21 protein-coding genes and 1 pseudogene are annotated in these 26,192 nt (G+C 71.9%); 12 read left to right on the top strand and 10 right to left on the bottom strand.

Features of this window, described 5'->3' with window-relative positions; translation table 11 throughout:
- Positions 1–65 precede the first annotated feature (65 nt).
- Positions 66–731, top strand: coding sequence for a GntR family transcriptional regulator (locus OG389_RS28115; protein ID WP_328301221.1), 666 nt, complete (start codon positions 66–68; stop codon positions 729–731).
- Between the two features lie 428 nt (positions 732–1,159).
- On the opposite strand, the gene OG389_RS28120 is transcribed toward OG389_RS28115, so the two are convergent.
- Complete coding sequence (locus OG389_RS28120) at positions 1,160–1,447, bottom strand: HPr family phosphocarrier protein (protein WP_328301222.1); 288 nt, start codon at positions 1,445–1,447, stop codon at positions 1,160–1,162.
- Between the two features lie 185 nt (positions 1,448–1,632).
- Here OG389_RS28120 and OG389_RS28125 point away from each other — a divergent pair, with 185 nt between their 5' ends.
- From OG389_RS28125 to OG389_RS28170, 11 genes and pseudogenes are all read left to right on the top strand, one after another.
- Positions 1,633–4,443, top strand: a complete 2,811-nt coding sequence (locus OG389_RS28125; protein ID WP_328301223.1) for a bifunctional acetate--CoA ligase family protein/GNAT family N-acetyltransferase — start codon at positions 1,633–1,635, stop codon at positions 4,441–4,443.
- A 47-nt stretch (positions 4,444–4,490) separates the two neighbouring features.
- Positions 4,491–5,090, top strand: coding sequence for a DUF5998 family protein (locus tag OG389_RS28130; protein ID WP_328301224.1), 600 nt, complete (start codon positions 4,491–4,493; stop codon positions 5,088–5,090).
- Positions 5,090–6,295, top strand: a complete 1,206-nt coding sequence (locus tag OG389_RS28135) for an alkaline phosphatase family protein (RefSeq protein WP_328301225.1) — start codon at positions 5,090–5,092, stop codon at positions 6,293–6,295. The genes OG389_RS28130 and OG389_RS28135 overlap by 1 nt, the downstream gene beginning before the upstream one ends.
- Before the next feature lie 52 nt (positions 6,296–6,347).
- Positions 6,348–6,998, top strand: a complete 651-nt coding sequence (locus tag OG389_RS28140; protein WP_328301226.1) for a thymidine kinase — start codon at positions 6,348–6,350, stop codon at positions 6,996–6,998.
- Between the two features lie 92 nt (positions 6,999–7,090).
- Positions 7,091–7,318, top strand: coding sequence for a hypothetical protein (locus tag OG389_RS36845; RefSeq protein WP_443059352.1), 228 nt, complete (start codon positions 7,091–7,093; stop codon positions 7,316–7,318).
- A 9-nt stretch (positions 7,319–7,327) separates the two neighbouring features.
- Positions 7,328–7,492: a hypothetical protein gene (locus OG389_RS36850; RefSeq protein WP_443059353.1), complete on the top strand. Its 165-nt coding sequence runs from the start codon at positions 7,328–7,330 to the stop codon at positions 7,490–7,492.
- Entirely contained in the window at positions 7,492–8,055 is a 564-nt protein-coding gene (locus OG389_RS28150; protein ID WP_328301227.1) for a hypothetical protein, read from the top strand. The genes OG389_RS36850 and OG389_RS28150 overlap by 1 nt, the downstream gene beginning before the upstream one ends.
- The gene (locus OG389_RS28155; protein WP_328301228.1) at positions 8,055–12,749 is read left to right on the top strand and encodes a putative T7SS-secreted protein; all 4,695 of its coding nucleotides are present in this window, start codon (positions 8,055–8,057) and stop codon (positions 12,747–12,749) included. Before OG389_RS28150 ends, OG389_RS28155 begins: the two co-directional genes overlap by 1 nt.
- Positions 12,750–12,762: 13 nt before the next feature.
- Positions 12,763–13,512 carry a hypothetical protein gene (locus tag OG389_RS28160; protein WP_328301229.1) on the top strand — a complete coding sequence of 250 codons (750 nt, stop codon included), beginning with the start codon at positions 12,763–12,765 and terminating at the stop codon, positions 13,510–13,512.
- Between the two features lie 112 nt (positions 13,513–13,624).
- Positions 13,625–14,268 (top strand): annotated as a pseudogene (locus tag OG389_RS28165) (thymidine kinase).
- 137 nt (positions 14,269–14,405) lie between these two features.
- The gene (locus OG389_RS28170) at positions 14,406–16,367 is read left to right on the top strand and encodes a flavin monoamine oxidase family protein (protein WP_328304157.1); all 1,962 of its coding nucleotides are present in this window, start codon (positions 14,406–14,408) and stop codon (positions 16,365–16,367) included.
- Between the two features lie 26 nt (positions 16,368–16,393).
- Here the strand turns inward: OG389_RS28170 and OG389_RS28175 are convergent, their stop codons facing one another.
- The 9 genes from OG389_RS28175 to OG389_RS28215 form a co-directional block, all read right to left on the bottom strand.
- On the bottom strand, positions 16,394–18,352 hold the full coding sequence (locus tag OG389_RS28175) for a CASTOR/POLLUX-related putative ion channel (RefSeq protein ID WP_328301230.1): 1,959 nt from the start codon (positions 18,350–18,352) through the stop codon (positions 16,394–16,396).
- A gap of 307 nt (positions 18,353–18,659) precedes the next feature.
- Entirely contained in the window at positions 18,660–19,775 is a 1,116-nt protein-coding gene (locus tag OG389_RS28180; RefSeq protein ID WP_328301231.1) for an NADase-type glycan-binding domain-containing protein, read from the bottom strand.
- 41 nt (positions 19,776–19,816) lie between these two features.
- On the bottom strand, positions 19,817–20,389 hold the full coding sequence (locus tag OG389_RS28185; protein WP_328301232.1) for a phage tail protein: 573 nt from the start codon (positions 20,387–20,389) through the stop codon (positions 19,817–19,819).
- Positions 20,386–22,353, bottom strand: a complete 1,968-nt coding sequence (locus OG389_RS28190) for a putative baseplate assembly protein (protein ID WP_328301233.1) — start codon at positions 22,351–22,353, stop codon at positions 20,386–20,388. The genes OG389_RS28185 and OG389_RS28190 overlap by 4 nt, the downstream gene beginning before the upstream one ends.
- Positions 22,353–22,775, bottom strand: a complete 423-nt coding sequence (locus OG389_RS28195) for a GPW/gp25 family protein (RefSeq protein WP_328301234.1) — start codon at positions 22,773–22,775, stop codon at positions 22,353–22,355. The genes OG389_RS28190 and OG389_RS28195 overlap by 1 nt, the downstream gene beginning before the upstream one ends.
- Complete coding sequence (locus OG389_RS28200) at positions 22,775–23,092, bottom strand: PAAR domain-containing protein (protein ID WP_328301235.1); 318 nt, start codon at positions 23,090–23,092, stop codon at positions 22,775–22,777. Before OG389_RS28200 ends, OG389_RS28195 begins: the two co-directional genes overlap by 1 nt.
- 58 nt (positions 23,093–23,150) lie before the next feature.
- A complete protein-coding gene (locus tag OG389_RS28205; protein WP_328301236.1) occupies positions 23,151–24,968 on the bottom strand; it encodes a VgrG-related protein in 1,818 nt (605 codons plus the stop codon).
- The gene (locus OG389_RS28210; protein ID WP_328301237.1) at positions 24,965–25,699 is read right to left on the bottom strand and encodes a CIS tube protein; all 735 of its coding nucleotides are present in this window, start codon (positions 25,697–25,699) and stop codon (positions 24,965–24,967) included. The genes OG389_RS28205 and OG389_RS28210 overlap by 4 nt, the downstream gene beginning before the upstream one ends.
- A 60-nt stretch (positions 25,700–25,759) precedes the next feature.
- Positions 25,760–26,185: a phage tail protein gene (locus tag OG389_RS28215; protein ID WP_328301238.1), complete on the bottom strand. Its 426-nt coding sequence runs from the start codon at positions 26,183–26,185 to the stop codon at positions 25,760–25,762.
- Between the last annotated feature and the right edge of the window lie 7 nt (positions 26,186–26,192).

A 26,192-nucleotide genomic window follows, 5' to 3' on the forward strand; every position in this document is an offset into this window, starting at 1 on the left:
TTATCGTGTGTTGCAATAGAGTCGCAACGCGCACAGCCATACGAAAAAAGGCGGAGGTCCCGGTCTTGCGTATTCCCGCGCACACGGTATGCACAGCAATCCGCGACGACATCGTCTCCGGGGTGTTCGGACCCGGCGGCCGGCTGACCGAGGAGGTCCTGGCCCGCCGGTACGGAGTCTCGCGCGTTCCGGTGCGCGAGGCGCTGCGCACGCTGGAGTCCGAGGGGTTCGTGACCACCCGCCGGCACGCGGGCGCCTGCGTGGCCGAGCCGACCGAGCAGGAGGCCGCCGACCTCCTCGAGCTGCGGATGCTGCTGGAGCCCCTCGCCGCGGCCCGGGCGGCCCGGCGGCGCTCCGAGGCCCACCTCAGGGTGCTGCGCGGCCTGGTCAGGCTGGGCCAGGAACGCGCCAGGAGGGGGCAGGGGGAGGATCTGCGCTCCCTGGGCGGCTGGTTCCACGAGACGCTCGCGCAGGCCTCGGGCAGCCCAGGACTGATCGCGCTGCTGACCCAGATGCGCCACAAGGTGGCCTGGATGTACGTGGTGGAGGCGCCGGTGCGGCCCGTGGAGTCCTGGGCGGAGCACGGCGCGATCGTGGACGCGGTGGCCCGGGGCGACGCCGAGCGGGCCCGGGTCCTGACCGCGGCGCACGTGGACCGGGCGGCGGGGGCGCACCGACTGCGGGTGAGGACTTTGCAACCTGCCGTAAACACGGCAAGCGCTCCGCATTAACAAACGCCGTATACAAAGGTGGGATATCCGGGGCCCGAGGTGATTCGGCCATGCTTTTCGGCCGTGCCTCCCGGTCCGGATTTTTCGACCGGGATTTCGGTCGGCCCGTCCGGGGTCGGGGGGAATTCCTGCCCGCGCGCCGCTCCGGCTGAATTTGATCCACCGGAATTCGATGCGCGCATTTCCGGCCGGGGTGCGCGGTTGCGGCCGGGGTGCCCGTTCCGGCCAGCCCGTTCGGTACCAACCCGACCGTCCGGTACCAGCCCGACCGTACGGTTGCGGCGTCCCGCTCCCGTACGGCCCCGGGCTCCCGTGCCGCCCCTTCCCGGGCCCGGACGCGACGAAGCCCGTCGCCTCCGGCCGTGGTCGGGGGCGACGGGCTCCGCCGTGCAAGTCCTGCGAGTGTCCCGCGGGTCGAACCCGAAGGGTCAGACGGTCTCGGGGAGTTCCTCGAGGCCCTCGGCGACCAGCTTCGCGAGGCGGTCCAGCGCGGCCTCGGCCTCGGAACCCTCGGCGTCGGACGTGAGGACGATCTCCTCGCCGCCCTGGGCGCCAAGGCCCAGAACCGCCAGCATGGAGGCGGCGTTGACGGGGTCGCCGCCAGCCTTCGCGATGGTCACCGGGACGCCGGAAGCGGTCGTCGCGCGGACGAAGATCGAGGCGGGACGAGCGTGCAGGCCCTCGGCCCAGCCGACGTTGACGCGGCGCTCTGCCATGGTGATGCCCTTCAGGTTCTTACGATTGTCTAGACCAGTCTCTCACGGCGTCCGGAATGGTCGGACCGACCTTCGGCCCGAGAAACCCCGCCGTTCGACCTGTCTCAGCTTGCACTGATTCGGGTCAGCTTGCCTGATGCGCCGCGCCCAGGCCACTCGAACCGATCGAGCCTTAGGGTGGCCCCATGACCACCGAGCCGGACCCCTCGTACCCGGACCACTGGGAAGCGGACGTCGTCCTGCGCGACGGCGGAACCGCCCGGATCCGCCCCATCACCACCGACGACGCGGGCCGGCTGGTCAGCTTCTACGAGCAGGTCTCGGACGAGTCCAAGTACTACCGTTTCTTCGCTCCCTACCCCCGGCTCTCCGACCGCGACGTGCACCGCTTCACGCACCACGACTACGTGGACCGGGTCGGGCTCGCCGCGACGATCGGCGGCGAGTTCATCGCCACCGTCCGCTTCGACCGGATCGGCGCCGACGGGCGCTCCGCCACCGGCCCCTCCGACGAGGCCGAGGTCGCCTTCCTGGTCCAGGACGCCCACCAGGGACGGGGGGTCGCCTCCGCCCTGCTCGAACACATCGGCGCGGTGGCCCGCGAGCGCGGCATCCGCCGCTTCGCCGCCGAGGTGCTGCCCGCCAACGGCAAGATGATCAAGGTGTTCACGGACGCCGGCTACCAGCAGAAGCGCAGCTTCGAGGACGGCTCCGTCCACCTCACCCTCGACCTCGAACCCACCGCCGAGTCCCTCGCCGTCCAGCGCGCCCGCGAACAGCGCGCCGAGGCCCGTTCCGTGCAGCGGCTGCTGGCCCCGGGATCGGTGGCGGTGATCGGAGTCAGCCGCTCCGGCGGGGGAGTGGGCGCGGCGGCGCTGCGCAACCTGCGGGACAGCGGCTTCCACGGCCACCTCTACGCCGTCAACGAGGCGACCGCGGCCGACCTGCTGGACGGCGTACGGGCCTACCGCGCGGTCGGCGACATCGGCGCCCCGGTCGACCTCGCGGTGGTCGCGGTCCCGGCGGACCGGGTCCCGGAGGCGGTGGCGGCCTGCGGGGAGCACGGGGTGCAGGGGCTGGTGGTGCTCTCCGCCGGGTACGGGGAGAGCGGCGCCGAGGGTCTGGCCCGCCAGCGCGAGCTGGTGCGGCAAGTGCGCTCGTACGGGATGCGGCTGATCGGGCCGAACGCCTTCGGGGTGATCAACACGGCGCCCGAGGTCGAGCTGAACGCCTCCCTCGCTCCCGCTCCGGCCCCCGCGCGGGGACGGGTCGGCCTGTTCACCCAGTCCGGGGCGATCGGCATCGCGCTGCTCTCGGGGCTGCTGCGGCGCGGGGAGGGGCTGTCCTCCTTCGTCTCCGCCGGGAACCGGGCGGACGTCTCCGGCAACGACATCCTCCAGTACTGGTACGACGACGAGGCGACCGACGTCGCGCTCATGTACCTGGAGACCCTGGGCAACCCGAGGAAGTTCACCCGCCTCGCCCGGCGCACCGCGGCCGTCAAACCGGTGGTCGTCGCCAAGGGCGGCCGCCACACCCCGGCGGGGCACGTGGTCACCGGTACCCGGCTGTCCGAGGCGACGGTGTCGGAGCTGCTGGGGCAGGCGGGCGTGATCCGGGTCGACACGGTGACCGAGCTGGTGGACGTCGGCCTGCTGCTGGCGTCGCAGCCCGTACCCGCGGGTCCGCGGGTCGCGATCCTCGGCAACTCGGAGTCACTCGGAGTGCTCACCTACGACGCCTGCCTGACGGAAGGGCTCCGGCCGCTGCCGCCGCTGGACCTGACGACAGCCGCCTCGCCCGAGGACTTCCGCGCGGCCGTCGCGACGGCGCTGGCCTCGCCGGACAACGACGCCGTCGTCGTCACCGCGATCCCGTGGGTGAGCGAGGAGGCCCTGGCGGACGAACTCGCGGAGGCCCTGCGGACGGCGGCCGCCGCACACCCCGGCAAGCCCGTGGCGGTCGTGCACGTGGAGCTGGGCGCGCTGGCCGAAGCCCTCTCAGCCGCGACCGGCCCGGTGCTCGGCGCCTCCCGCCCGGCCGCTCCCCGGCCCGCTCCGGAGCCGGCTCCGCAGTCCGCGCCCGCGCCCGATCCCGGCCCCGTGTCCGGTGCCGCCGCAGGCCCCGGGCGGATCCCCAGCTACCCCGCCGCCGAGCGGGCCGTCAAGGCCGTCGCCGAGGCCGTGCGGTACGGCCAGTGGCGCCGGGGCAACTCCGAGGCCGGGCAGGTCCCCGAGTACGAGGACATCGACGAGAGCGGGGCCGCCGGGCAGCTCTCCCGCCTGCTGGCCGGCGTAGGGGAGCACGAGGCGGCGACCCTGGCCGCCGCCGACGCCCGAGAACTGCTCGCCCGTTACGGGATCCGGGTGCTCCCCACCCTCCCCGCCCCCAGCGCGGAGGCCGCGGCCCGGGCCGCCCAGGTCCTCGGCTACCCCGTCGCGCTGAAGACCACCGCCCCGCACCTGCGCCACCGCGCCGACCTCGGCGGCGTCCGCCTCGACCTCACCACCGAGGTCGAGCTGCGCCGCTCCTACGAGGAGCTGACCCAGGCGCTGGGCAAACCGCAGGAGCTGCTTCCCGTGGTCCAGGCGATGGTCCCCCGCGGCGTAGACACTGTCATCCGCTCCGTCATCGACCCCGCCGCCGGCGCCGTCCTCTCCTTCGGACTCTCCGGAGTCGCCTCCGAACTGCTCGGCGACACCGCGCACCGGCTCGTCCCGGCCACCGACAAGGACGCGGCCGGTCTGATCCGCTCCATCCGCACCGCCCCGCTGCTCTTCGGCTGGCGCGGCAGCGACCCCGTCGACACCCCCGCGCTGGAGGAGCTGCTGCTGCGCCTGTCCCGGCTGGTCGACGACCACCCCGAGGTGGTCGGGGTCGCCCTGGAGCCCGTCGTCGTCGCCACCGAGGGGCTGTCCGTGCTCAGCGCGAGCGTCCGCGTCGCGCATCCGCCCGCCCGCGGTGACCTCGGCCCGCGGACCCTGCCCAGCTACTGAGCTCCGGGAGCGCCGGGGTACCCCGTACGGGCCTTAGGATGGACCACATGGCGAAATCCGGTACGACGACCCAGGGGCTGCGCACGGCGATCGAGCGCAGCGGCTACTACCCGGCCCTCGTGGCCGAGGCCGTGGAGGCCGCGGTGGGCGGCGAGCCGATCTCGTCGTACCTGGTCCACCAGGAGACGACCTTCGACGCCAACGAGGTGCGCCGGCACGTCACCGTGCTGGTCCTGACCGGCAACCGCTTCATCGTCAGCCACACAGACGAGCAGGCCGCCGACGCCGGCTCCCCGTCGCCGTACGCGACGACCTCCACCGAGTCGGTCAAGCTGGCCGGCATCTCCTCCGTGGTGCTCAGCCGCGTCGTCGCCAACCCGGAGTCCTACACCCCCGGCACCCTGCCCCGCGAGGTCGTCCTGACCATCGGCTGGGGCGCGGTCTCGCGCATCGACCTGGAGCCCGCCGCCTGCGGCGACCAGAACTGCGACGCCGACCACGGCTACACCGGCAACTCCACCGCCGACGACCTCAGCCTGCGCGTCAGCGAGGCCGGTGACGGCCCGGAGGCGGTCCGCCAGACCCTGCTCTTCGCCCAGGCACTCTCCGAAGCCACCGCGGCCACGTCCGCCACCCCCGCCCGCTGATGGCGCACTCGGCCGTGCAGGGCTGGCATGACGAGCCGGAACTGCTGGACCTCGCCGGGGCCCCCGTCCCCGAGTACGGCACCGGCTCCCTCGCGGACCTGCTGCCCACCCTCGTGGCCGGCCAGGGCGTCCCCGGCTTCGAGGCCTCGATCGCCGAGCTGACCCCGGCCGACCGGAACTGCGTGTTCCTGGTCGACGGCATGGGCTGGGAGCAGATCAAGGCCCACCCGGACGAGGCCCCGTACCTCACCTCGCTCCTCGCCACCTCGCGCGGCGGCACCGGCCGCCCGGTCACCGCGGGCTTCCCGGCGACCACGGCCACCTCGCTGGCCTCCATCGGCACCGGCCTGCCGCCCGCGCGGCACGGCCTGCCCGGCTACACCGTGCGCAATCCGGCCACCGGCGAACTGATGAACCAGCTCCGCTGGCACCCGTGGACCCCGCCCAAGCCCTGGCAGCCGTACCCGACCGTATTCCAGCAGGCGGACGCGGCGGGAGTGGCCACCGCACAGGTGTCCTCGCCGGCCTTCCAGACCACCCCGCTCACCAAGGTCGCGCTGAGCGGCGGGACCTTCCTCGGCCGGATGACCGGCGAGGAGCGCATGGACCTCGCGGCCGAGCGCCTCGGGGCCGGCGACCGCTCGCTCGTGTACACGTACTACAGCGAGCTCGACGGGGCCGGCCACCGGCACGGCGTCGACTCCGACGCCTGGCGCGGCCAGCTGATGTACGTCGACAGGCTGGTCCAGCGGCTCGCCGAGCAGCTGCCGCCGCGCACCGCGCTGTACGTGACCGCCGACCACGGCATGGTGGACATCCCCTTCGACGAGGACTCCCGGATCGACTACGACGACGACTGGGAACTCGGCGCGGGCGTGGCCCTGCTGGGTGGTGAGGGCCGGGCCCGGCACGTGTACGCCGTACCGGGGGCCGAGGCCGACGTCCTGACCGTCTGGCGCGAGGTGCTGGGCGACCGGTTCTGGATCGCGAGCCGCGAGGAGGCCCTGGAACTGGGCTGGTTCGGGGCGCCGGGCGCATGCGACGAGCGGGTCCTGGGCCGCATCGGCGACGTCATCGCGGCCGCCCAGGCGGACGTCGCGATCACCGCCTCGCGGGCCGAGCCCAACGAGTCGGCGCTCGCCGGAATGCACGGCTCCATGACCCCGGCCGAGCAGCTCGTCCCGCTGCTCGAAATCCGCTCCTGACACTCCGCCGCTGCCGCCCCCGGCTCGCACCCACTGAAAGGCCCTCTTCCCCATGCCCGAGCTGGTGTTCTTCTCCGGAACGATGGACTGCGGAAAGAGCACGCTGGCGCTCCAGATCGCCCACAACCGTGACGCGCGGGGCCTGCAGGGCGTGATCTTCACCCGCGACGACCGCGCGGGGGAGGGCAAGCTGTCCTCCCGCCTGGGCCTGGTGACGGAGGCGGTGGAGGCGCCGGAGGGCATGGACCTGTACGCGTACGTGGTCGCCCAGCTCTCCAAGGGCGGCAAGGCGGACTACGTGATCGTGGACGAGGCGCAGTTCCTGGCTCCGGCCCAGATCGATCAGCTGGCCCGCATCGTGGACGACCTGGGCCTGGACGTCTTCGCGTTCGGCATCACGACGGACTTCCGCACGAAGCTGTTCCCCGGCTCGCAGCGCCTGATCGAGCTGGCGGACCGCCTGGAGCAGCTCCAGGTGGAGGCCCTGTGCTGGTGCGGCGCCCGCGCCACGCACAACGCCCGTACGGTGGGCGGCGAGATGGTCGTCGAGGGTGCCCAGGTCGTGGTCGGCGACGTGAACCGTCCGGCGGAGGAGATCGGTTACGAGGTCCTCTGCCGCCGCCACCACCGCAAGCAGATGACGAGCGCCTCGGCCCACGCGGGCGCCCTCTCCCCGGACGTCCTCCCAGTCAACCACGCCTGACGGGGTCCTTGGCGGGGGGCCCGGGGGAACCGGCGGGGTCCCCGATAGCGTGTTCCTCCAGGACGCTGACGGGCGCTGGGGGGATGCAGCCCATGGAACTGACCGCAGAGATCGCCGCGACACGGGACGGATCGGGTGATCCGGCACGCCTGTTGGGAGAGTTCCGGCGTGCAGTCCTGCTGGTTCCGCTGGCCGACGGCCCCGACGGCGGCCTGATGTCGGCGGCGTCGGGCGGAATCCGGTGGATCTACGCGTTCACGGACGAGGAGGCGCTGGCCCGGTTCGCAGGGGCGCGTGGGGAGTTCGCCCGGGAGTGGTAGTTCCTCTCGGTGCTGGGCGCGCGGCTGGTCGATGCGGTGATTCCGGCGGCGGACGGTCCGGCGGGCGTGGTGGTGAACGTGGCGGACGAGGACGGGTCGATGTTCTTCCCGCCGGTCGCGGGGATCGTGCCTGACGGCAGTGCCGTGGACCTGGCTCCCGGGGCGGTGGCCTGATGGCCGGGGACGGAGACCTCGAAGTCTCCCCGGCGGCGGTCAAGAACATCCAGGACGGGTTGCGGGCGGCGATCGGGGAGCTGCGCGAGTCGGGGGACGCGGCCGGCGCCTCGATGGGGGCGGGCTTCGAGAACCTGGCGATGACGGGGATGGAGACCGGGCACCCGGGTCTGGCCGCCGACTTCGAGGATTTCTGTGAGCGCTGGGAATGGGGCGTACGGAGCCTGGTCCAGGACGCGAGCACGCTGGCCCGGTCGTTGGGGATCGCGGCGGGGACGGTGTGGGAGGAGGAGCAGTACCTCCACGGCACGTTCCGGGTGGTCGCGAACGCCGCGTACGGCAATCCGCACGCGTCGGAGGACGAGATCGAGAAGAAGCCGTGGGGAGAGATCTTCTCTGCGGACGTCTACAAGCCCGATTTCAGTGCGGAGTCCTTCGAGAAGAGCAGGAAGGACATGGGCCAGACCTGGTCGGACACGGGGGAGGAGTTGAAGTCCAACGGGAGGATCGGTTCGATCAACGACCTGTTGGAGCAGGCGAAGCGTGACAGGGGCGGTCGCTGATGGGATGGCGGGATTTCGTTCCGGACGTCATCGAGGACGGCGTCGAGAAGGGTGCGGAGAAGGTCGGTGACGCGGTCGAGTGGGCCGGCGACAAGACGGCCGATCTGGCGGAGGAGGTCGGCCTGGATGACGCCGGGGACTGGATCCGTGACAAGAGCCGCTCCGCCGCCAACCGGCTCGGCTCGGATGTCGCGGAGCTGGAGCTGGGCCAGACCGAGGACCCTAACAGGCTGGTCTACGGCAGTGTGTCGAAGATACGCGCGCAGGTTTCCCATCTGAATGACTTCAAGGCGTCCTTCGACAAGGTCGGCAACGGGCTGAAGGGCAAGACGGCGGATTCCTTCAGGGAGTCGGTGGCGAGGGAGCCGCCGCGCTGGTTCAAGGCGGCCGAGGCCTTCGGGAAGGCTGCCGACGCGATGGGCCGGTTCGCGGAGACGGTGGAGTGGGCGCAGGGGCAGGCCAAGGAGGCGCTGGAGGAGTACAACCGGGCGAAGAAGGTCTCCACCGAGGCCCGCACCGCGCACAACAAGCTGGTCGACACCTACAACAACGCGCTGAAGGCGAAGCAGGATCCACTGCCGCCGCGCCCCTCGGAGAACTTCACCGATCCGGGGACCGCGATCGCGACGGCCGCGCAGGACAAGCTGGATACGGCCCGCAAGCAGCGCAACGACGTGGCGGAGACGGTCCGTACGGCGGTGCGGGCGGCGCGGGACGCGGCTCCGCCGAAGCCTTCGTACGCGAAGCAGCTCGGCGACGGCATGGACTACATGGACCTCGCCAAGACGCATCTGGCGGGTGGTGTCATCAAGGGCACGGCGGGGATCGTGAACTTCGCGCGTGCGCTGAACCCGATGGACCCGTACAACCTGACGCACCCGGCCGAGTACGTGACGAATCTGAACTCGACGGCGGCTGGTCTGGTCACGATGGCCAACGATCCGCTGGGCGCGGGCAAGCAGATGCTCGACGAGTTCATGAAGGACCCCTCCGAGGGCATCGGCAAGATGATCCCGGAGCTGATCGGCTCCAAGGGGCTGGGGTCTCTCAAGAAGATCGGCTCCACGGCCAAGCACCTCGACGACCTCAAAGGGCCCGGCCGGCGAGGCCTCGACAAGGACGGACCGGACCAGCACAAGACCCCGGACGGCGAGAAGGAGTGCGAAGGGACCGACCCGGTCGACCTGGCTACGGGCCGGATGTTCCTGCCCCAGACCGATATCGAGCTGCCCGGCATCCTGCCACTGGTCTTCACCCGCCGCACCGAGTCCGGCAGCGCGGTCGGCCGTTTCCTGGGGCCCGCCTGGACGTCCACCGTGGACGAGCGGCTGGAGATCGATGCGGCCGGCATCATTCACGTCACCGCCGAAGGTCTTCTGATCCCGTACCCTCACCCGGCCCCCGGTGTGCCCACACAACCGGAAGAGGGCGGGGCCCGCACCCTGCTGGCCCGCGACGTGGACGGCGACTACGCGGTCACCGACCCCGACAGCGGCCTGACCTTCCACTTCACCGCCCCGCCCGGGGTCGAACCGGGAGGCGACGGCGAAGCCTGGCTGTCGGGCATCACCGAACGCAACGGCCACTCCATCACCGTCGACCGGGACGAGGAGGGCCGCCCGCTGGCCCTGGTCCACTCGGCGGGCCACCAGGTGGAACTCTCCGTCACCGACGGCCTGGTCACCTCTCTGTCCCTGGCCGGCCCGAGCGGCACGAATCTGCCCCTGATGAGCTACGGCTATGAGGACGGCAACCTGACCTCGGTCACCAAGCCCTCGGGTGCCACTGCCACCTTCGTGTACGACGACCGCCGCCGCGTCATCGCCTGGATCGATTCCAACGGAAGCCGGTACGACTACGTCTACGACGAGCGCGACCGCGTCGTGGCGGAGGGCGGCGAGGCCGGCCACGTCGAGATCACCCTGTCGTACACCGATCCGGATCCGGACACGGGTCACCACACCACCACGCTCACGACCGCCGAAGGGCAGGTTACCCGCCACCTGTTCGGCCCCGGCGGTCGGGTCCTGGCCACGACCGACCCACTCGGCCACACCACCCGCTTCACCTACGATCCGCGCGGCAACCTTCTGACCCGCACCGACCCGTTGGGCCTCACTACCGCCTTCTCCTACGACGAAGACGATCGACCCGTTTCCGCCACCCGCCCTGACGGAAGCGAACTGCGCACCATACGCGGGAGATTCGGCCTCCCCGTGGAAGTCGCCGGCCCGGACGGCTCCCGCATGGTCCATCAGTACGACGAGCGCGGCAACCGCACGACGGTCACTGACCCGGCCGGCGCCACCACCCGCTACACCTACGACCACGGGGGCCGGCTCACCTCGCTCACCGATGCCGAGGGCGCCACGACCCGCGTGGTGTGTGATGCGGCGGGGCTGCCCGTGGAGGTGGTCGACCCGGCCGGCGCGGTCACCCGCACCCAGCGGGACGCCCTCGGCAGGCCGGTCCGCATCACCGATCCGGTGGGCGGCGTCACCCGCCTGGAATGGCACGCCGACGGACAGCTAGCCCGGCGCACCGGCCCCGACGGGGCCACGGAGTCGTGGACCTACGACGGCGAGGGCAACCTCCTCACCCGCACCGACGCGTCGGGTGGAGTCACTCGCTTCGAGTACACCCACTTTGACCTGCCGGTCGCCCGCACCGGACCCGATGGCGCACGCTACGAGTTCGAGCACGACGCGGGGCTACGCCTCACCCGTGTCACGAACCCGCAAGGACTGACCTGGGATTACGCCTACGACGCCGTCGGCAACATCGTCTCCGAGAGCGACTTCGACGGACGCGCTCTGGCCTATCGCGTCGACGCCGCGGGCCGGCTGTCCGCTCGCACCGACGCGCTCGGCGGGACCGTATCCTTCGAGCGCGACCAGCTCGGACAGGTGACGAGCAAGGACGTCGACGGACGGGTGGTGACGACCTACACCTACGATCCGGCGGGGCGCCTGCTGGAGGCGGCCGGACCGGACGGGGACCTGCGGTACCAGTACGACCGTCGCGGACTCACCAAGACCGAACTGGTCGACGGCCGCCCCATCAGCTACGCGTACGACGCCCTGGGCCGCCGCACGCGCCGCACCACGCCCACCGGGCACGTCACCTCCTACGCCTACGGCGCCGCCGGACAGGCCCAGCGCCTCACCACCGGCGGCCACCGAGTCGAGTTCACCCATGACGCGGCCGGACGCGAGCTGGCCCGTGTCTTCGGCGACGCGATCACCATGACCTCAGCCTGGGACGAGGCCGGACGGCTCTCCGAGCAACACATCACCGCCGCAGGGCGCACCGTCAACAGCCGCGCTTACGCCTACCGCGCCGACGGTCACCTGACCTCCGTCGCGGACCGGCTGTCAGGAACCCGCACCTTCGATCTCGACCGTATCGGCCGGGTCACCGCTGTCCGTGCCCAGGGCTGGACGGAGCGGTACGCCTATGACGCCTCGGGCAACCAGACCTCGGCATCCTGGCCGTCCCGCCACCCCGGCAGCGAAGCCACCGGACCGCGCACCTACACCGGCACCAGTCTCACCCGCGCCGGAGACGTCCGCTTCGAGTACGACGCCCTCGGCCGGGTCACCCTGCGACAGAAGACCCGGCTCTCCCGCAAGCCGGACACGTGGCGCTACACGTGGGACACGGAGAACCGCCTGACCTCGGTGACCACCCCTGACGGGACCCGCTGGAGGTACCGCTACGACCCGCTCGGCCGCCGCACCGCGAAGCAGCGCCTGGCGGCCGACGGCGGGAGCGTGGTCGAGGAGGTCCTGTTCACCTGGGACGGTCTGACGCTGTGTGAGCAGAGCAGCCACCAGCAGGACCAGTCGAACGCGGTCACCCTCACCTGGGACCACCGCGGCGACGTCCCGCTGGCCCAGACCGAGCGCATCCTCACGGCGGACGACCGCCAGGAGGAGATCGACCGCCGCTTCTTCGCCATCGCCACCGACCTCATCGGCACCCCCACCGAACTGATCGACCAGTCCGGCGACATCGCGTGGCGCTCCCGGGCCACCCTGTGGGGCACCACGGCCTGGGCCCGCGACAGCAGCACCTACACCCCGCTCCGCTTCCCCGGCCAGTACTACGACCCCGAGACCGGCTTCCACTACAACTACTTCCGGCACTACGACCCGGAGAGTGGCCGCTACACCTCCCCGGACCCCCTGGGCCTGGCCCCCGCACCGAACCCCGTCGCCTACGTGGACAACCCGCACAGCGGGTGTGACCCCCTGGGCCTCGCGCCCAAGTGCACGAAGGAGGAGAAGGCCAGGAAGCGGATCGACAAGATCGTGGACGGCGTCATCGAGAGGGCGCAGGACGGCGGGTTCAAGAAGCACGGTGATTACCACGGGGACACGAGGCACGCCTTCAGCGACGAACGGGTCATGGAGATCCTGAAGCACCCGGACGCGGTGTACCACTCGACCGGCACTGCCGGAAGGCTCACCTTCCGGCAGGGTGAGGACATCGTCGTGATCGATGGGCCGGGCAACACCCAAGGCCAGGCGATCACGGCGTACGGACCGTCGGGCATCAAGGGTGAATCAGGAGCGGAGGCGCTCGGCGGCAAGCCCACGGACCCCGGTAGGCCGATTACCCACGAGGACATCGTGGAAGGCAGGATTCCTGCCAAGGGCGGATACATGGCCCCTGCAGTGCAGATCAGATGAGGCAGGAATGACCATGAAGCTGACGTTCGATGGCGACTGGCGTGCGACGGTGACGGACGATCCGCTGCACATCACCCCCCGCTTCGGCACCTCCGTGCACGTCGCACGGTACGCAGACGTGAAGGAACGCGAGCGGTGGCTCCTGGACACCTTCGGGAGCCAGGACTGGCTCTGGGACGCGCCTGACGTCTTCCGGTTCGACCCGGTCGGCCGGCAGCTGGTCGGGGCCGAGTTTCAGCTGCCGGGAGAGTCTGCCTCTGCCGAGGACTCCGCCCGGCTTCCCCTCATTCCAGCGGTACGCTCGGGCGGGCTCCGCGCAGACGAGTTCCGGGACTTCCGGCATGAGACGTGTTCCGTGCTGTGCCGCGCTCCCAAGGATGCCGTGGTGACCGGCCTGCGCGACCTCGACGTCCTCGACGAGCCGCTGGATGCCCGTATCGGCATCGCCCCGGACGTGGCGCTCCTCGTCCAGCGCGGCGCCGTCGTCGGCTGGAGCCTGACCGACCCTGCCCGGTACTTGACCTCCGGGTTCGCTGCCCCCGACCCCAACCCGCCCTGTCCCGCCACCCGTCGCCTGCTCACCGAATGCCTGGACCTGACCACCACGCCGGTGGTGGACGACCTGGTGGACGAGGAGCCCGCCGCACTGGCCCGGCTGCGAGCCGTCGACGAGGCCCTGCGCAACCAGCACGAGGACCGGCAACGGGCCGACGCCTTGACGGCACTGATCGCCACCATGGTGGAGGACTACGGGAACTGGTGACGGTCGGCCGGGGACGTCGGTGACGTCGGCCGCAGCCGTGATGATCTTGAGTTGGGCCCCGCTTCGTCAGAGATCAGGTGGTGTTTATCGCGGGTCGACCGGCGACGGACCGGTGGCGGCGCCCCTGCAAGTTGGCGGATGCACGAGCAAAAGGACGCTGGCGCTCCAGATCGCCCACAACCGCGATGCGCGCGGCCTGCAGGGTGTGATCTTCACGCGTGACGACCGTGCGGGCGAGGGCAAGCTGTCGTCGCGGCTCGGGCTGGTGACGGAGGCGGCGGAGGAGCAGGAGGGGATGGCCTGTACGCGTACCTCGTCGCACAGCTCTCGGCGGGCGGCAAGGCGGACTACGTGATCGTGGACGAGGGCCAGTTCCTGGCCCCGGTCCAGATCGACCAGTTGGCCCGCATAGTGGACGACCTGGGCTTGGACGTGTTCGCGTTCGGCATCACGACGGACTTCCGCACGAAGCTGTTCCCCGGCTCGCAGCGCTTGGTCGAGCTGGCGGACCGCCTGGAGCAGCTCCAGGTGGAGGCCCTGTGCTGGTGCGGTGCCCGCGCCACGCACAACGCCCGTACGGTGGGCGGGGAGACGGTGGTCGAGGGCGCGCAGGTGGTGGTCGGTGACGTGAGCCGTCCGGCGGGGGAGATCGGCTACGAGGTCCTCTGCCGCCGCCACCACCGCAAGCGCATGACCTCCGCCGCGGTCCACGCCGGCGCCCTCTCCCCGGACGTCCTCCCGGTCAACCACGGCTGACGGCCCCAAGGCCGCTCGTACGAAACCCAGTTCGTCAGCGCGAGGCGGAGCGCTTCGCACGTCCGGGTGGTCCTTGCCCGCGCGGGCGTATTCCGGCCTTTGCGGGCCGCGCGGGCGGCAAGAGTTGGGTCATGATCATGGATCCCGATGCCAACTCCGAAACCCCTGAAGCTTCCGGAGCCTCCAGCGAGCCCGCGCCGGCGCCCTCCCGCCGGCCCTCCCGCCGTACCGTCATCGCCGGCGCGGCCGCCGTCGCGGCGGCCGGCGGGCTGACGGTGGCCGTCACCTCCGCCGAGACCTCGCAGGCCGTCCCCGGCGCTGCGGTGGCCGACTGGGGCACCTGCCTGACGATCGCCCGGGCCATCCTCGTACGGGACGACCAGGACCAGCCGCTCGTACCGCGCTACGCCGACATCCTGCTGAAGAACGGCCTGCCCCGCTCGCGCCGCCCCGGCAAGAAGGTGCTGGTCGTCGGCGCCGGGCCGGCCGGCCTCACCGCCGCGCACCTCCTGCGCGAGGCCGGCCACCAGGTCACCGTCGTCGAGGCCAACGCCAACCGGGTGGGCGGCCGGATCAAGACCTTCCGCACCGGCGGCCACGAGAGCGCCGCCCAGCCCTTCGCCGACCCCAAGCAGTACGCCGAGGCCGGCGCGATGCGCATCCCCGACAGCCACCCGCTGGTCACCGGACTGATGGACGGTCTCGGCCTCAAGCGCAGGCGCTTCCACCTGGTCGACGTCGACGCGGCCGGCCGTCCCGCCTACCGGACGTGGATCCACGTCAACGGCATCCGTGTCCGCCGCGCCGACTACGCGCGCGCCCCGCAGGCGCTCAATCGTTCCTTCGGAGTGCCGCAGGCGTACGAGTCCGTGCCCGCCTCGCAGATCGTCCGCGAGGCCTTCGCCCCCGTACGCAAGGAGATCGAGGGCAAGAAGGACAAGGAACTCGTCGAGGGCTGGGCACGCGTCATCCAGCGCTACGGCCACATGTCGATGTACCGCTTCCTGACCGAGGAGGCCAAGCTCGACGAGCGGACCATCGATCTGATCGGCACCGTCGAGAACCTCACCTCCCGCCTGCACCTCGCCTTCGTGCACAGCTTCATCGGCGCGTCCCTGATCAGCCCCGACACCGCCTTCTACGAACTGCCCGACGGCACCGCCACCCTGGCCGACGCGATGTACGCGCGCGTCAAGGACCTCGTACGCCTCGACCGCCGGGCGACCCGCATCATCCACGGCGACGGCAAGGTCACGGTCGAGACCGTCTCCGAGGGCCGCGCCGGCAGCCCCGTGCGGCGCGAGACCTTCACCGCCGACACCGCCATCATCACCGTCCCCTTCTCGGGGCTGCGTCACATCCCCGTCACCCCGGCGCTCTCGTACGGCAAGCGGCGCGCGATCACCGAGCTGCACTACGACGCCGCCACCAAGGTCCTGCTCGAGTTCAGCCGGCGCTGGTGGGAGTTCGACGAGGCCGACTGGAAGCGCGAGCTCGAGGCCGTACAGCCCGGCTTGTACCGCAAGTACCAGACCGGGCAGAGCCCGGCGAACGGAACCCTGCTGGGCGCCCACTCCTCCGTACCCGAGGGCCACATCTCCGCGGGCCAGCGCGCCCACTACGCGGCCAGCCGTGTGGTCACCCGGGATCAGCCCGAGGCCGCCCGCGTCATCGGCGGCGGCTCGGTGACCGACAACCCCAACCGCTTCATGTTCCAACCTTCCTACCCCGTCGAAGGCAGCCCCGGCGGCGTCATCCTCGCCTCCTACAGCTGGTCGGACGACGCCCTGAAATGGGACTCCCTGGACGACGAGGAGCGCTACCCGCGCGCCCTGGCCGGAGTCCAGGAGGTGTTCGGGCAGCGCGTCGAGGTGTTCTACACCGGCGTCGGCCGCACCCAGTCCTGGATGCGCGACCCGTACGCGTACGGTGAGGCGTCCGTACTGCTGCCCGGCCAGCACACCGAGCTCTTCCCCCATGTCCGCAAGGCCGAGGGCAACCTGCACTTCGCCGGATGCCACACCTCCATCAAGCCCGCCTGGATCGAGGGAGCCCTGGAATCCGCGGTGCGGACCGCCCTGGAAGTGCACACGGCGTAGCGGCGGCCCCGGCGGCGGCTCAGCTGTCAGCTCTCCGCGAGCACGATCAGCCAGTCCTCCTCGCGGAAGCGGACACGCCGGCGCTTGTCGGGGTTGATCCGCACTCCGTAGCCGGGACCCGTGGCGCTTTCTGCCCGCAGCCGGTAGCCCACCGCGCACTCCCCGCGCCGCCGTGCCGCCTCGACGGCGGTGGCGAACGAGACCTCATGACCGGCCCGTACGTAGTCCGTGGCCGGCTTGAGGTGGAACTCGTGGCCCTCCGCGTCGAACAGCTCCTCGAAGACCGCGGCGAGGTAGGGGCTTTCGGAGATCTGGGTCATCAGCAGGCTGATCAGCCTGCCGCTGACGATGAAGTCGGCGCCGTCCTGCGCCGGTGCGAGGAGTCGGTTGCCGTCGTCGGACATCTCCGTGGTGAGCGCGATGTCCCGCCGCGCGGTGTCCCCGATGGCCCGCAGGTGCAGCAGGGTGACCAGCGTCCTGTCGTCCGCCCGCGCCTGCGGATCCGTCACCGGAGCGAGGGAGGCCATGGGCGCGTCCAAGGCCTCGGGCTCCGTCTCACCGATCACGATCACGCCGTCGTACGAGGGCACGTCCAGCTTGGCCAGGGTGAGCGGGTCGGTGATGTCACCGTCGTGGAAGGAGACTTCGAGGCGGGACCGCGAGGTCGTGACCCCTTGGGCGCCGCCCGTGGCCGCGTGGACGCCGAGCGCCACGACGTCCAGGGTGGTTCCCGGGCCCACGTACTGGTCGAGCTGCTCGATGACGAGCGGGGCGCGGCGGTTCCAGCCGAGCAGGAGGAGCCGTTCGGCCCCGGCGGTCGAGGGTGCGGCCGTCACGATCGCGTCGTGCTCGACATGGGCGGCCACGTCCGCCCGCACGGCCGTGTCGTCGTCCCGGGAGATGACGATGATCCGGTCGGCCGGGCCGATCGTCGCCTCCGGGTCCGGATTGAGGGTGACGCTCCCGCCGCCGTGCAGCAGGCCGACCGCCGAGGACGTGTCGAACGACAGCAGCGCCTCGCCGAACGTACGCCCCACGAGGTCCCCGGGGGCCACCGGGTAGAACTCGTCGCCGTCGAAGTCCAGCAACTCCGAATAGACCAGCGAGAGACCGGGCTGTCGGGCCGTCGAAACGAGGAGTCGGGCGACGATGTCGTCCACGCACAGGACGTGCCCCGTGGGTCCGGCGGCCAGCCTGGCGGTCAGGTGGTTGCGGGAGTCACGGACGGCGGCGACCACCACCGCCTCTCCGTCCGTCCTCCCCTCCGCCTCCCCGGAGCCGTGGACGGCGGCGTCGAGGGCGAGCAGTGTCTTCACCACGTGGGCGTCACCTGTGTCCCCGGTGGGAGGCAGCACCAGGACCGCCCTCGCCGTGCGCGGACTCACCCGGCGCAGCTCGGACGGGTCGGTGGTGCTTCCGTTGCGGCAGATGATCCGCGTCCTGCCTCTTTCGCCGATGCGGGCGGAGATCTCCTCCTCCATCCACACCTTGTCCTGCGGGGCGAGCACGGCGATGGCGGAGCGGCGCTGGTTCGCGTTGGCGGCCACCAGTTCCCCGATCACGGGGAACACTTGGTCCGACCACCCCAGTACGACGGTGTGCCGGGTCTCCAACACGGTGGAGTGACCGCGGCGCAGCGACATGATGCGCCGGTTGATGCCCGTGGTGATCAGACTGACCAGGGTCGACACGAAGAGCAGCGCCACGAGCGCGAGCGATACGGAGGCCAGCACGTACAGCGGGGAACCGACCGCACCCCCGATCTTCAGGGTCTGGCCGACGCTGACCCACACGGCGGTGAGCCGGCCGGAGAGCGTGGCCGGGGCGGCCCGGTCGGACCAGACGAGGACCGCACTGGCCGGAACGACGACGGCGAGGCAGGCCAGGGCGAGCCAGCCGATGAGCGCGGTCGTACCGCCGGAGAGCAGATGGTCGAAGCGATACCGGAGCCGGAGCCGGAGTGACGTCGTGTGCTGCTGCGCCACACAAGCTCCTGTCCATGAGCCGACGCGCCGGTCGGAGCGGCTGCATACCGCCAGGAGTCACCCTAAGCAGAAGTTCGCTCCCGCCCCCGTGAACCCCACCGACCTCACTCAGAGGTATGAACGCACCGTGCACACCGGCAGCAGCCGCGCGGCCTCGGCGCGAGTGGTGGATGGCCGAGCGAAAGGACGCCGGCGCCCCGGATCGCAGCGCCTGCCCGCGGAGGACGTCCTCCCGGTCGACCACGCCTGACGGACCTGCCCCCGGGGTCGAGACCGGGGGCAGCCTCGCGCGTGGACCGCCGGGCGGTCAGCTCCGCTGGAAGAACTCCACCTCCGCCAGGGCGACATGGCGGTCCGGGGTCGACCCGGCGGGTGCGGCGAGGGTCAGACGGATCGTCGTGGCGTCGCTGATGCCGGTGGGGAACGCCTGTGGACCGGGCTTGTCGCTCAAGGTGAGCTTCCTGCGGACCTTCTGGCCGTCCCGTGCCGTCACTTCCATGTCGATCTGGAGTGCCCGCCCCTGCTTCGCGTACTCCTCCGGTGATGACGAGGCGCCATTGGTGATGATCACGTCGACCAGACGGAACGGCTCGGCGAAGGTGTACGTCACGGAGGCACCGGGGCCGGGCGCGCCCCAGTAGCGGTTGCTGAGCCCGTCCGTGGCATGGGTCACCGGGTGCCCGGGCAGCTCGGCGCTCGCCTCCACGCCGGTCGGGGTCACCGCTTTGGCCTTGCCGAGCTTGTCCCGGGTGTCCTCGAGCAGGTGGCGTCCGGCCGGCAGCATCAGGAAGCCGGCCGCGCACAGGGCCAGCACCACGGTCAGGGTCACCAGGAAGCGCACCATCCGGCCCGAGCCCGCCCGTGTGCGGCGGCGGAACGGCCAGATCGTTCGCCACCACGGCAGGGGAGCCGGTGCGGTGGTGGGCGTCAGCGGCGCCGCGCAGCGGCGACAGAATCGGCGGTCCGGCGGGTTGGGCGTGCCGCAGGCGGGGCACGGCACCCCGGCCACGTCGTCGTTCCTCGCAGCGGGGCGTACGGCCGGGCGCGGCGCGACAGCCTTCGCGGGGCGGACGGGCTGCGGCGAGGGGATCGGCGAAGCCGCTGCCTGCGGGGCGGCTGCCTGCGGGGCGGCTGCCTGCGGGGAGGCAGGCGGTGCGGCGGCGGGCGGTGCCTGCGGGGTGCTCCGCGCATCGCGCGTCCCGCCGGCGGTCAGGTCCTCCCCACCGGCCGGACGGGTCTCCGGCGGCGGTGTCCGCGTCGCAGCGGGCTCCGGCGGGGAAGGGTCCGCTCCGGCGGGCCCCGGCGGGTCGGACTCCGCGTCGGCGGGCGGCCGGGACCCCATCGGCTCCGGGGCTGAGGCGGGGGCGGTGCGTTCCGACCAGCCCAGATACGCACCGCAGTTGCCGCAGAAGTCGTCCGTCACACCGTTGGACGCCCCACACACGGGACACGCACGCAACGCCGTCACCTCCCTTCACCTGCGGGCGGCCCGGACAGGACCTCCACCCGACAGACCGTGTGGACAGGGCACAGGGTGCGGACGAGCGAGTGGACCCGGTCCGCGTCCACCGCGTAGGCCTCTCCCTCGCGGTGTGGCCACACCCGTACCAGGACTTCGCCGGCCGGTGGAGGGGGCAGCTCGGCACCGGCCGTACGGGACCAGGTGGCCCCGCCGTCCCCGCTGACCTCGGCGGACACGTCCAGCACCAGGCGCAGGGCTTCTACCAGGCCGCGCCGCGTGCCGCGCCACCGGTGCAGTTCCACCGCGCGTGCGACCGCCTCGCGCCGCAGCTCGAGCGGCCACCGCGGGTCGTCGACGGCGCCGACCCAGGAGGCCAACCAGGACAGGAAGTCGGCTGGGGCCAGCCGAGGGTCGAGGTAGGAGGTCAGGTTGTCGAGGGTCGTGAACACCGGGGCCAGGACCGTGTCCAGCCCCGCCGTGAACCGCTGGGCGAAGTCGTCGTCGGCGTACAGTGCGGGCAGTTGCTCACCGATCGGGTGGCGGCTGGGCAGGCCGGGGACGGCGGCCCGGCTCATCCGCGCACCTCGTTCTCCGGCGACGTCACGACCACCTGGTGCTGGTAGGAGAAGATCAGCGTGCCCGCACCGATGTCGATCCGGTCGACCGGGGCACCGCGACGACCCGTGATCGGGTCGGCGGCGAACATCCGGATCTCCTCCACCAGCACGTCCCCGATGGCGCGTTGCAGTACTCCGAACACCTCGCCGTACTGCACGGGCCGCCCGAACGGCCAGCCGGTGCCGTCGGGTCCGCCGTGCAACGGGTTGAGGTGCCGGAACAGCGCGGCGAGCGCGGCCTCGCGCACCCGGTCGGCGTCGCCGACAGGCGCCGACAGCCGGGCGACCACGGTGACGCCCTGGTAGGCGGGCGGCTCCACGACGAGGCGCGTGCCGATCAGGCGCCGTTCGTCGAGGGACTTGGTGATCGTGGTGAGCACCTGGTCGGAAGGGATCAACTGCTCGAAGCGGAGCCGGTCGCCCTCGTCGGCCACCGCGTCCGGCACCACCAGGACCCGTACCGCGCCCGCGCCACCCCCGCCGTCCGCGGCGGGCAGGCAGCGGACCCGGCGCACCGAGGGCGCCGCCTGGCGGGCGATGATCTCGTAGTCCTGGGCGGTCACCGCACGCTCCTGCATGCGCAGCGTCTCCGGCGCCCGCAGCTTGGCGTTGCCGATCGTCTCCCCGGCGACACCGCCGCGCGCCGCCTCGCGGTTGGTGACGCGGGCGACGTACGGGACGGAGCTGCGCAGTTCGGAGATCGCGCCGCGGGAGACGTTGCCCGCCGGGCCGCCCCCGGTGCGGTAGCGGGCCACGCGGACCTGGGAGCCCTTGGGCGGTACGGCCCCGCAGGGGCGCAGGGTGCCGTCGGCCTCGCGCAGCACCGGCGGGAACGTGAACTCGCCGGTGCTCGCGTCCACGCGCACGTGCCGGTCTTCGGGCCCCGAGCGGCCGAAGTGCTCCACCACGTCCCAACGCTGCCACCCCTCGGGGGAGGACACCTCCACCACCGGGGGCTCCCCGTCGAGCAGCACGGGCGGGCGGCCGAGGCGGAAGGTCTGCCCCGCCACCCCCTCCGACGCGCCGAGCGGTACGTCGGTCACCCGCTCGGCGTGCTCCACGGTCATCGTCCCGCCGACGGTGAAGACGGCGGCCTCGCGCACGGTCGGGGACTCGGAGTAGAACGGCTGGCCGGGCTCCGGCTCGGTGACCCGGCAGCGCAGCCAACCCGCGCGGGTCCCGCTGATCAGCGACGCGGCGTGTCCGGCCGGTACGTACACGATGACCTCACCGGGCCGGTTCAGACCGCCGGTGCTGTCGGAGTCGGTCTCGCAGGGCTGCCACCGGCCGCCGTCCCACGCCTCCCACACCAGCGGGGGCTGGCGCGGGTCGACACCGACGCCTTCGACGCGGCTGTCCAAGCGGACCGCGACCATGCAGCGCGGCGCCGCGGCCGGCAGGCCGAACAGCAGCGCGTCGCCGGGCTCGGGCGTCGCCTGGAAGCACGGTATGTCGCGGCCCTCGGCGAGCGCACCGGTCCGGTCGGTCAGCTCACCGGTGCGGTGTGCGGTGACCAGCCGCGTCAACTCGCTCGGCACGATGCGTAGATCGTCTGCGGTGGCGAAGACCACGGCCTCCTCGGTCTCGCCGGCCGCGGTCGTCACCTCGGTGCCCGCGGGCAGCGTCACCGTGTCGGGCTGCGGAGCCGACAGCCAGAAGTCGACGTCGGCGACGGCGGCCGAGGGCGGGTACAGCTGGATGCCCAACAGGTCGAGGAACGCCAGGTAGTTCTTGTCCGGGACCCGGTTCAGCCGGTACAGCAGCTGGTCCACGAGGTAGGCGAACGTCTCGATCAGGGTGACGCCCGGGTCGGACACGTTGTGGTCGGTCCACTCCGGGGCGCGCTGCTGCACGTACCGCTTCGCCTCGTCGACGAGCTGCTGGAACCGTCGGTCGTCCAGGTTGGGGGAGGGCAGGGCCATCAGTCCGCGACCATTTCCTCGGCCCCCTCCTCGGAGGGGATCGTGTAGAAGGGGAAGACCAGGTTGCGCCGGTCGTTGGTGGTGCGCACCGTGTAGTGCACATCGATGTAGAGGGTGCCCGCCTCCACGGAGTCGAAGGCCACGACGACCTCGTCCACCGTGATCCGCGGCTCCCACCGCTCCAGTGCCTCGCGCACCTGCTGGGCGACCCGGCCGGCGGTGTCGCCGTCGCCGGGGGCGAAGACGTACTCGTGGATGCCGCAGCCGAACTCGGGCCGCATCGGCCGTTCGCCGGGCGCGGTGCCCAGCACCAGCCGGATGGCCTCCTCCAGCTCCTGCTCGCGCTCGACCAGGGCGATCCTGCCGGTCGGCCCGACCCGCAGGGGGAACGCCCAGCCGCGCCCGATGAACCGCTCGCTCATCACACACCCCCGATCAGGACGTTCGGGGCGCCGGTCAGGACCATCGCGCCGCACGTGGTCTGGTCGCGCGCCCGCGCGGCGGGGAGCCCGCCGATGAGTACCGCGCCCGCGGCGAGCCCGGCCGGGTTGGGCACGATCACGTTGGCCGGTCCCAGCGCCGCGTGCGGTGGGACCGGGCAGACGTGCAGGCTGCCCACGACAGCGGCGGGCAGGCCGCCGATCAGCACCGTCGCCACCCCCGCTGCGGCGCCGGGCGGCGGCGTGGCGAGCCGGCCACCGTGGACGGTGGGGTCGCCGGTACGGGCTGCGGCTGGCATCGGGTACTCCTCGGGGAAGGCGGTCGTGGTGCATGGGGCATGTGCCATGGCGGGGCTCTTAGTTGATCCTGATGAGTCGGGCCTTGAGGACGGCGAGCAGGCCGCCGTTGACGGTGACGTCGGAGGTTCCGGACACCCGCACCGACCGGCCGCCGATGCTGACCCCGGCGGTGGCGTCGATGTCCACCTGGCGGCCGGACACCTTCACGGTGCCCTTCCCGGCGTCCAGCGTGATGCCGCTCTTGTCCAGGAGGACGGAGGTCAGCGGACGGTTGCGCCCCGCGTACACGGTGAGCTCGATCCGGTCCCGGCGGTCGTCCATCCGTACTTCCAGCCGCTCGTCGCCGGTCACCAGCCGCAGCCCGGAGGGGCCCGGCGCCGCCGCGTCCAGCAGCTCCACGCGGTGGCCCGAACGCGACACCACCGAGCGGCGGTTGACCTTGCCGCTCGTCTTGTCGATCAGCGGTACGTCGTGTGGTGAGGGCTCGTCCACGCCGTTGTAGAGCCCGCCGATGACGTACGGACTGTCGAGCAGTCCCTGCTCGAACCCGACCAGCACCTCGTCGTTGACCTCGGGGCTCACCACGCCGCCGCCCCCCTTGCCGCCCCACTGGACGGTGCGCACCCAGTCGGTGACGTAGGTGTCGTCGAGCCAGGGGAACTTCAGGCGTACCGCGCCGCGTTGGGAGCCGTTCGGCTCGCGTACGTCCGTCACCACGCCGATCGCCAGACCGGGGATGCGCGGGCCGCGTCCCGGCGCGTTGGCGCCGGTCACCAGGCCGGTCAGGGAGCGGTCCGGGCTGGCGCTGACCCACACGGTGGTGCGGTACCCACCGTGCGGCTCCAGGACGTGCTGCACGGCCGTCGCCGTGTACCGGCCCGAGAACGCTTGCCCCACGTTGCCGAGCGCCACCGGCTTGCCCGCCCGCAGCAGCGGGTTCCCCTCGGCCACCGCCTCCAGCTCGCCGAAACCGGCGCTGGTCTGGGCCGCCGCCGCTTTCGCGACCGCCGTCGTCTCGGCCTGCGTACGGTACGGGGTGTCGGTGACGGCCACCGCGGACTTCCCGAACCGTGCGGCGAACTGGGGGCTGAGGCCCGGCACCACCGTGTCGCTGACCACGGACGGCTGTTCGGCGACCAGCGGCCGCTTGGTGGCCACGTCCCAGCCGCGCACCTGCACCTTCGAGGCGCCGTCGGCGGCCGACAGCGAGGCCCGCAGCGCCAGCAGGTTTCGCCCGTACTCCAGGACCATCGGGTTGCGGGTGGCCGACGTGGACGGGGCGGGCGCCCCTGAGGCCTTCACGGGCTTGGTGAACTGGAGCAGCCCCTTGTCGTCGACGCGCACCTGCGCGCCGCTCTCGCCCGCGAGGAACTGCAGGAAGTCCCAGTCGGAGACGTTCGCCTGGGACAGCTGCTTGTAGGTCACCGGCGCGGCCTCCACCTTCCCGACAGGCAGCCCGGCGCCGGCGGCCACCTTGCGGACGATGGCGGCGGCCGTCATGTTCCGGTACGCCACGACCTTGCGGCCGCGCTGGAGGCGGTGTGCCTTGGAGTAGGCGCGTACGACGGTGAACGAGCCGGTGCGGTCCCGGTCGATCTCCAGGGCTGTGACCTCGCCGTTGAACAGCCGCTCCCGCGCCTGCCCCTTCACGGTCATCACCGACACCCGCAGCGGGCTCCCGATGGTGACACCGGTGGCGCGCAGGAACTCGTGGTCGGGGTCGCGGTAGGTGAGTACCGCGGTGTCCGGCAGGCCCACGTTCTCGTCCACCACACAGCTCACCAGTTGCGCCGCCCAGATCTGCGGCAGTTCGCCGGGCGCCTCCACGATCGGGTCGGCCGCGAACGACCGGCCCCCGGATTCGGACGGGCTCATCGCTGTTCCTCCTCGCCGACTTCGTACGGGTGTTCCTGCATGCCCGGCACCACGAGCTCGGTGCCGGGGGCGAGCGCCATGGGGTCGTCGATGCCGTTGGCCTCCGCGATGGCCCGCCAGGCCGTCGCGTCGCCGTACTCGCGCCAGGCCAGCATCGCCAGACTGTCGCCCGCCACCACGATGTGCGTGCTGCGGGCGGCGCGTGCGCCGGAGGTCGGGTTCTGCCCGGCCGGGTCGACGCTCGCCTCCTCGATGGACAGCGAGCAGCTGGCCCGCAACGGCTTGCCGTCCACGTCGAAGAGCGTGTACGACACCGACAGGTTCGACAGGACCCCGTCGAACGACGTCGTCCGCGCACTGCCCCACTCGAAGCGCACCCAGGGGCTCGCAGGCTTCTTGCGGCCGAGGCTGGCCGGGGTCGGCACGCATGCCTTCATCAGCTTCTCCACCGCCTGCTCCACCGAGTTGTCGTGGGTGGCGGTGGCGTCCAGGAACACGTCCAGGCTCAGGGTGCGCGGACCGCTGCCCACGAACTCGGGCAGCGCAGACTGCCCCGCCATCCGGGACGGGGACCGCCGCCACTCGGTGGTCTTGCCCAGCTGCAGGGTCGACGGGTTGAACTGGAGATCGAGCTTCGCGATCGTCCCGCCGGGCTTGGCCCCGACCGAGGCGGGGGGCTCCTTGAGGGTGAGCTGGGCCCTGGCGCGGCTGGCGCGCGCAGATGAGGCCATGCCGTGGACTCCCTTCCGGGGCGGGACGACGAAGAGGACGAACGGGGGGATGTCGGGCGGTCAGGAGGGCAGCAGCCCCGCGTGGGCGATCTCCAAGGTCTCCACCGCCGCCGCGGAATTGGCGGGGTCGAAGGACGGCCCCTGCCATCGCACCGGGACGATCCCGAACACCTGCCAGCTGATGATCCGGCTCAGGTCGGGCCGCAGGGCCACGATCTCGCCGTCCTTGGGTTCGACCCGCCGCAGCGTCTCGTCCAGCCAACGGCCGATCTTCGCGGTGTCGGCGGTGACGGGCCGGGAGAGGGTGATGTTCGACCAGGTCACGCGGCCCGGCAGCTGCCAGGTGAAGCCGTTGTTGCCGCCCTCGGCGTAGCTCTCCATCTCGACCTCGGCGCCCATGCCGGAGCAGGTGTGGAAGGCGCCCAGGTCGTTGCCCCCGATCGCCAGCCGGAAGAACACGCTGGTCGCGAAGATGTTGTCGGTCATCGGTCCG

The sequence above is a fragment of the Streptomyces sp. NBC_00435 genome (assembly GCF_036014235.1).
GTDB lineage: Bacteria > Actinomycetota > Actinomycetes > Streptomycetales > Streptomycetaceae > Streptomyces.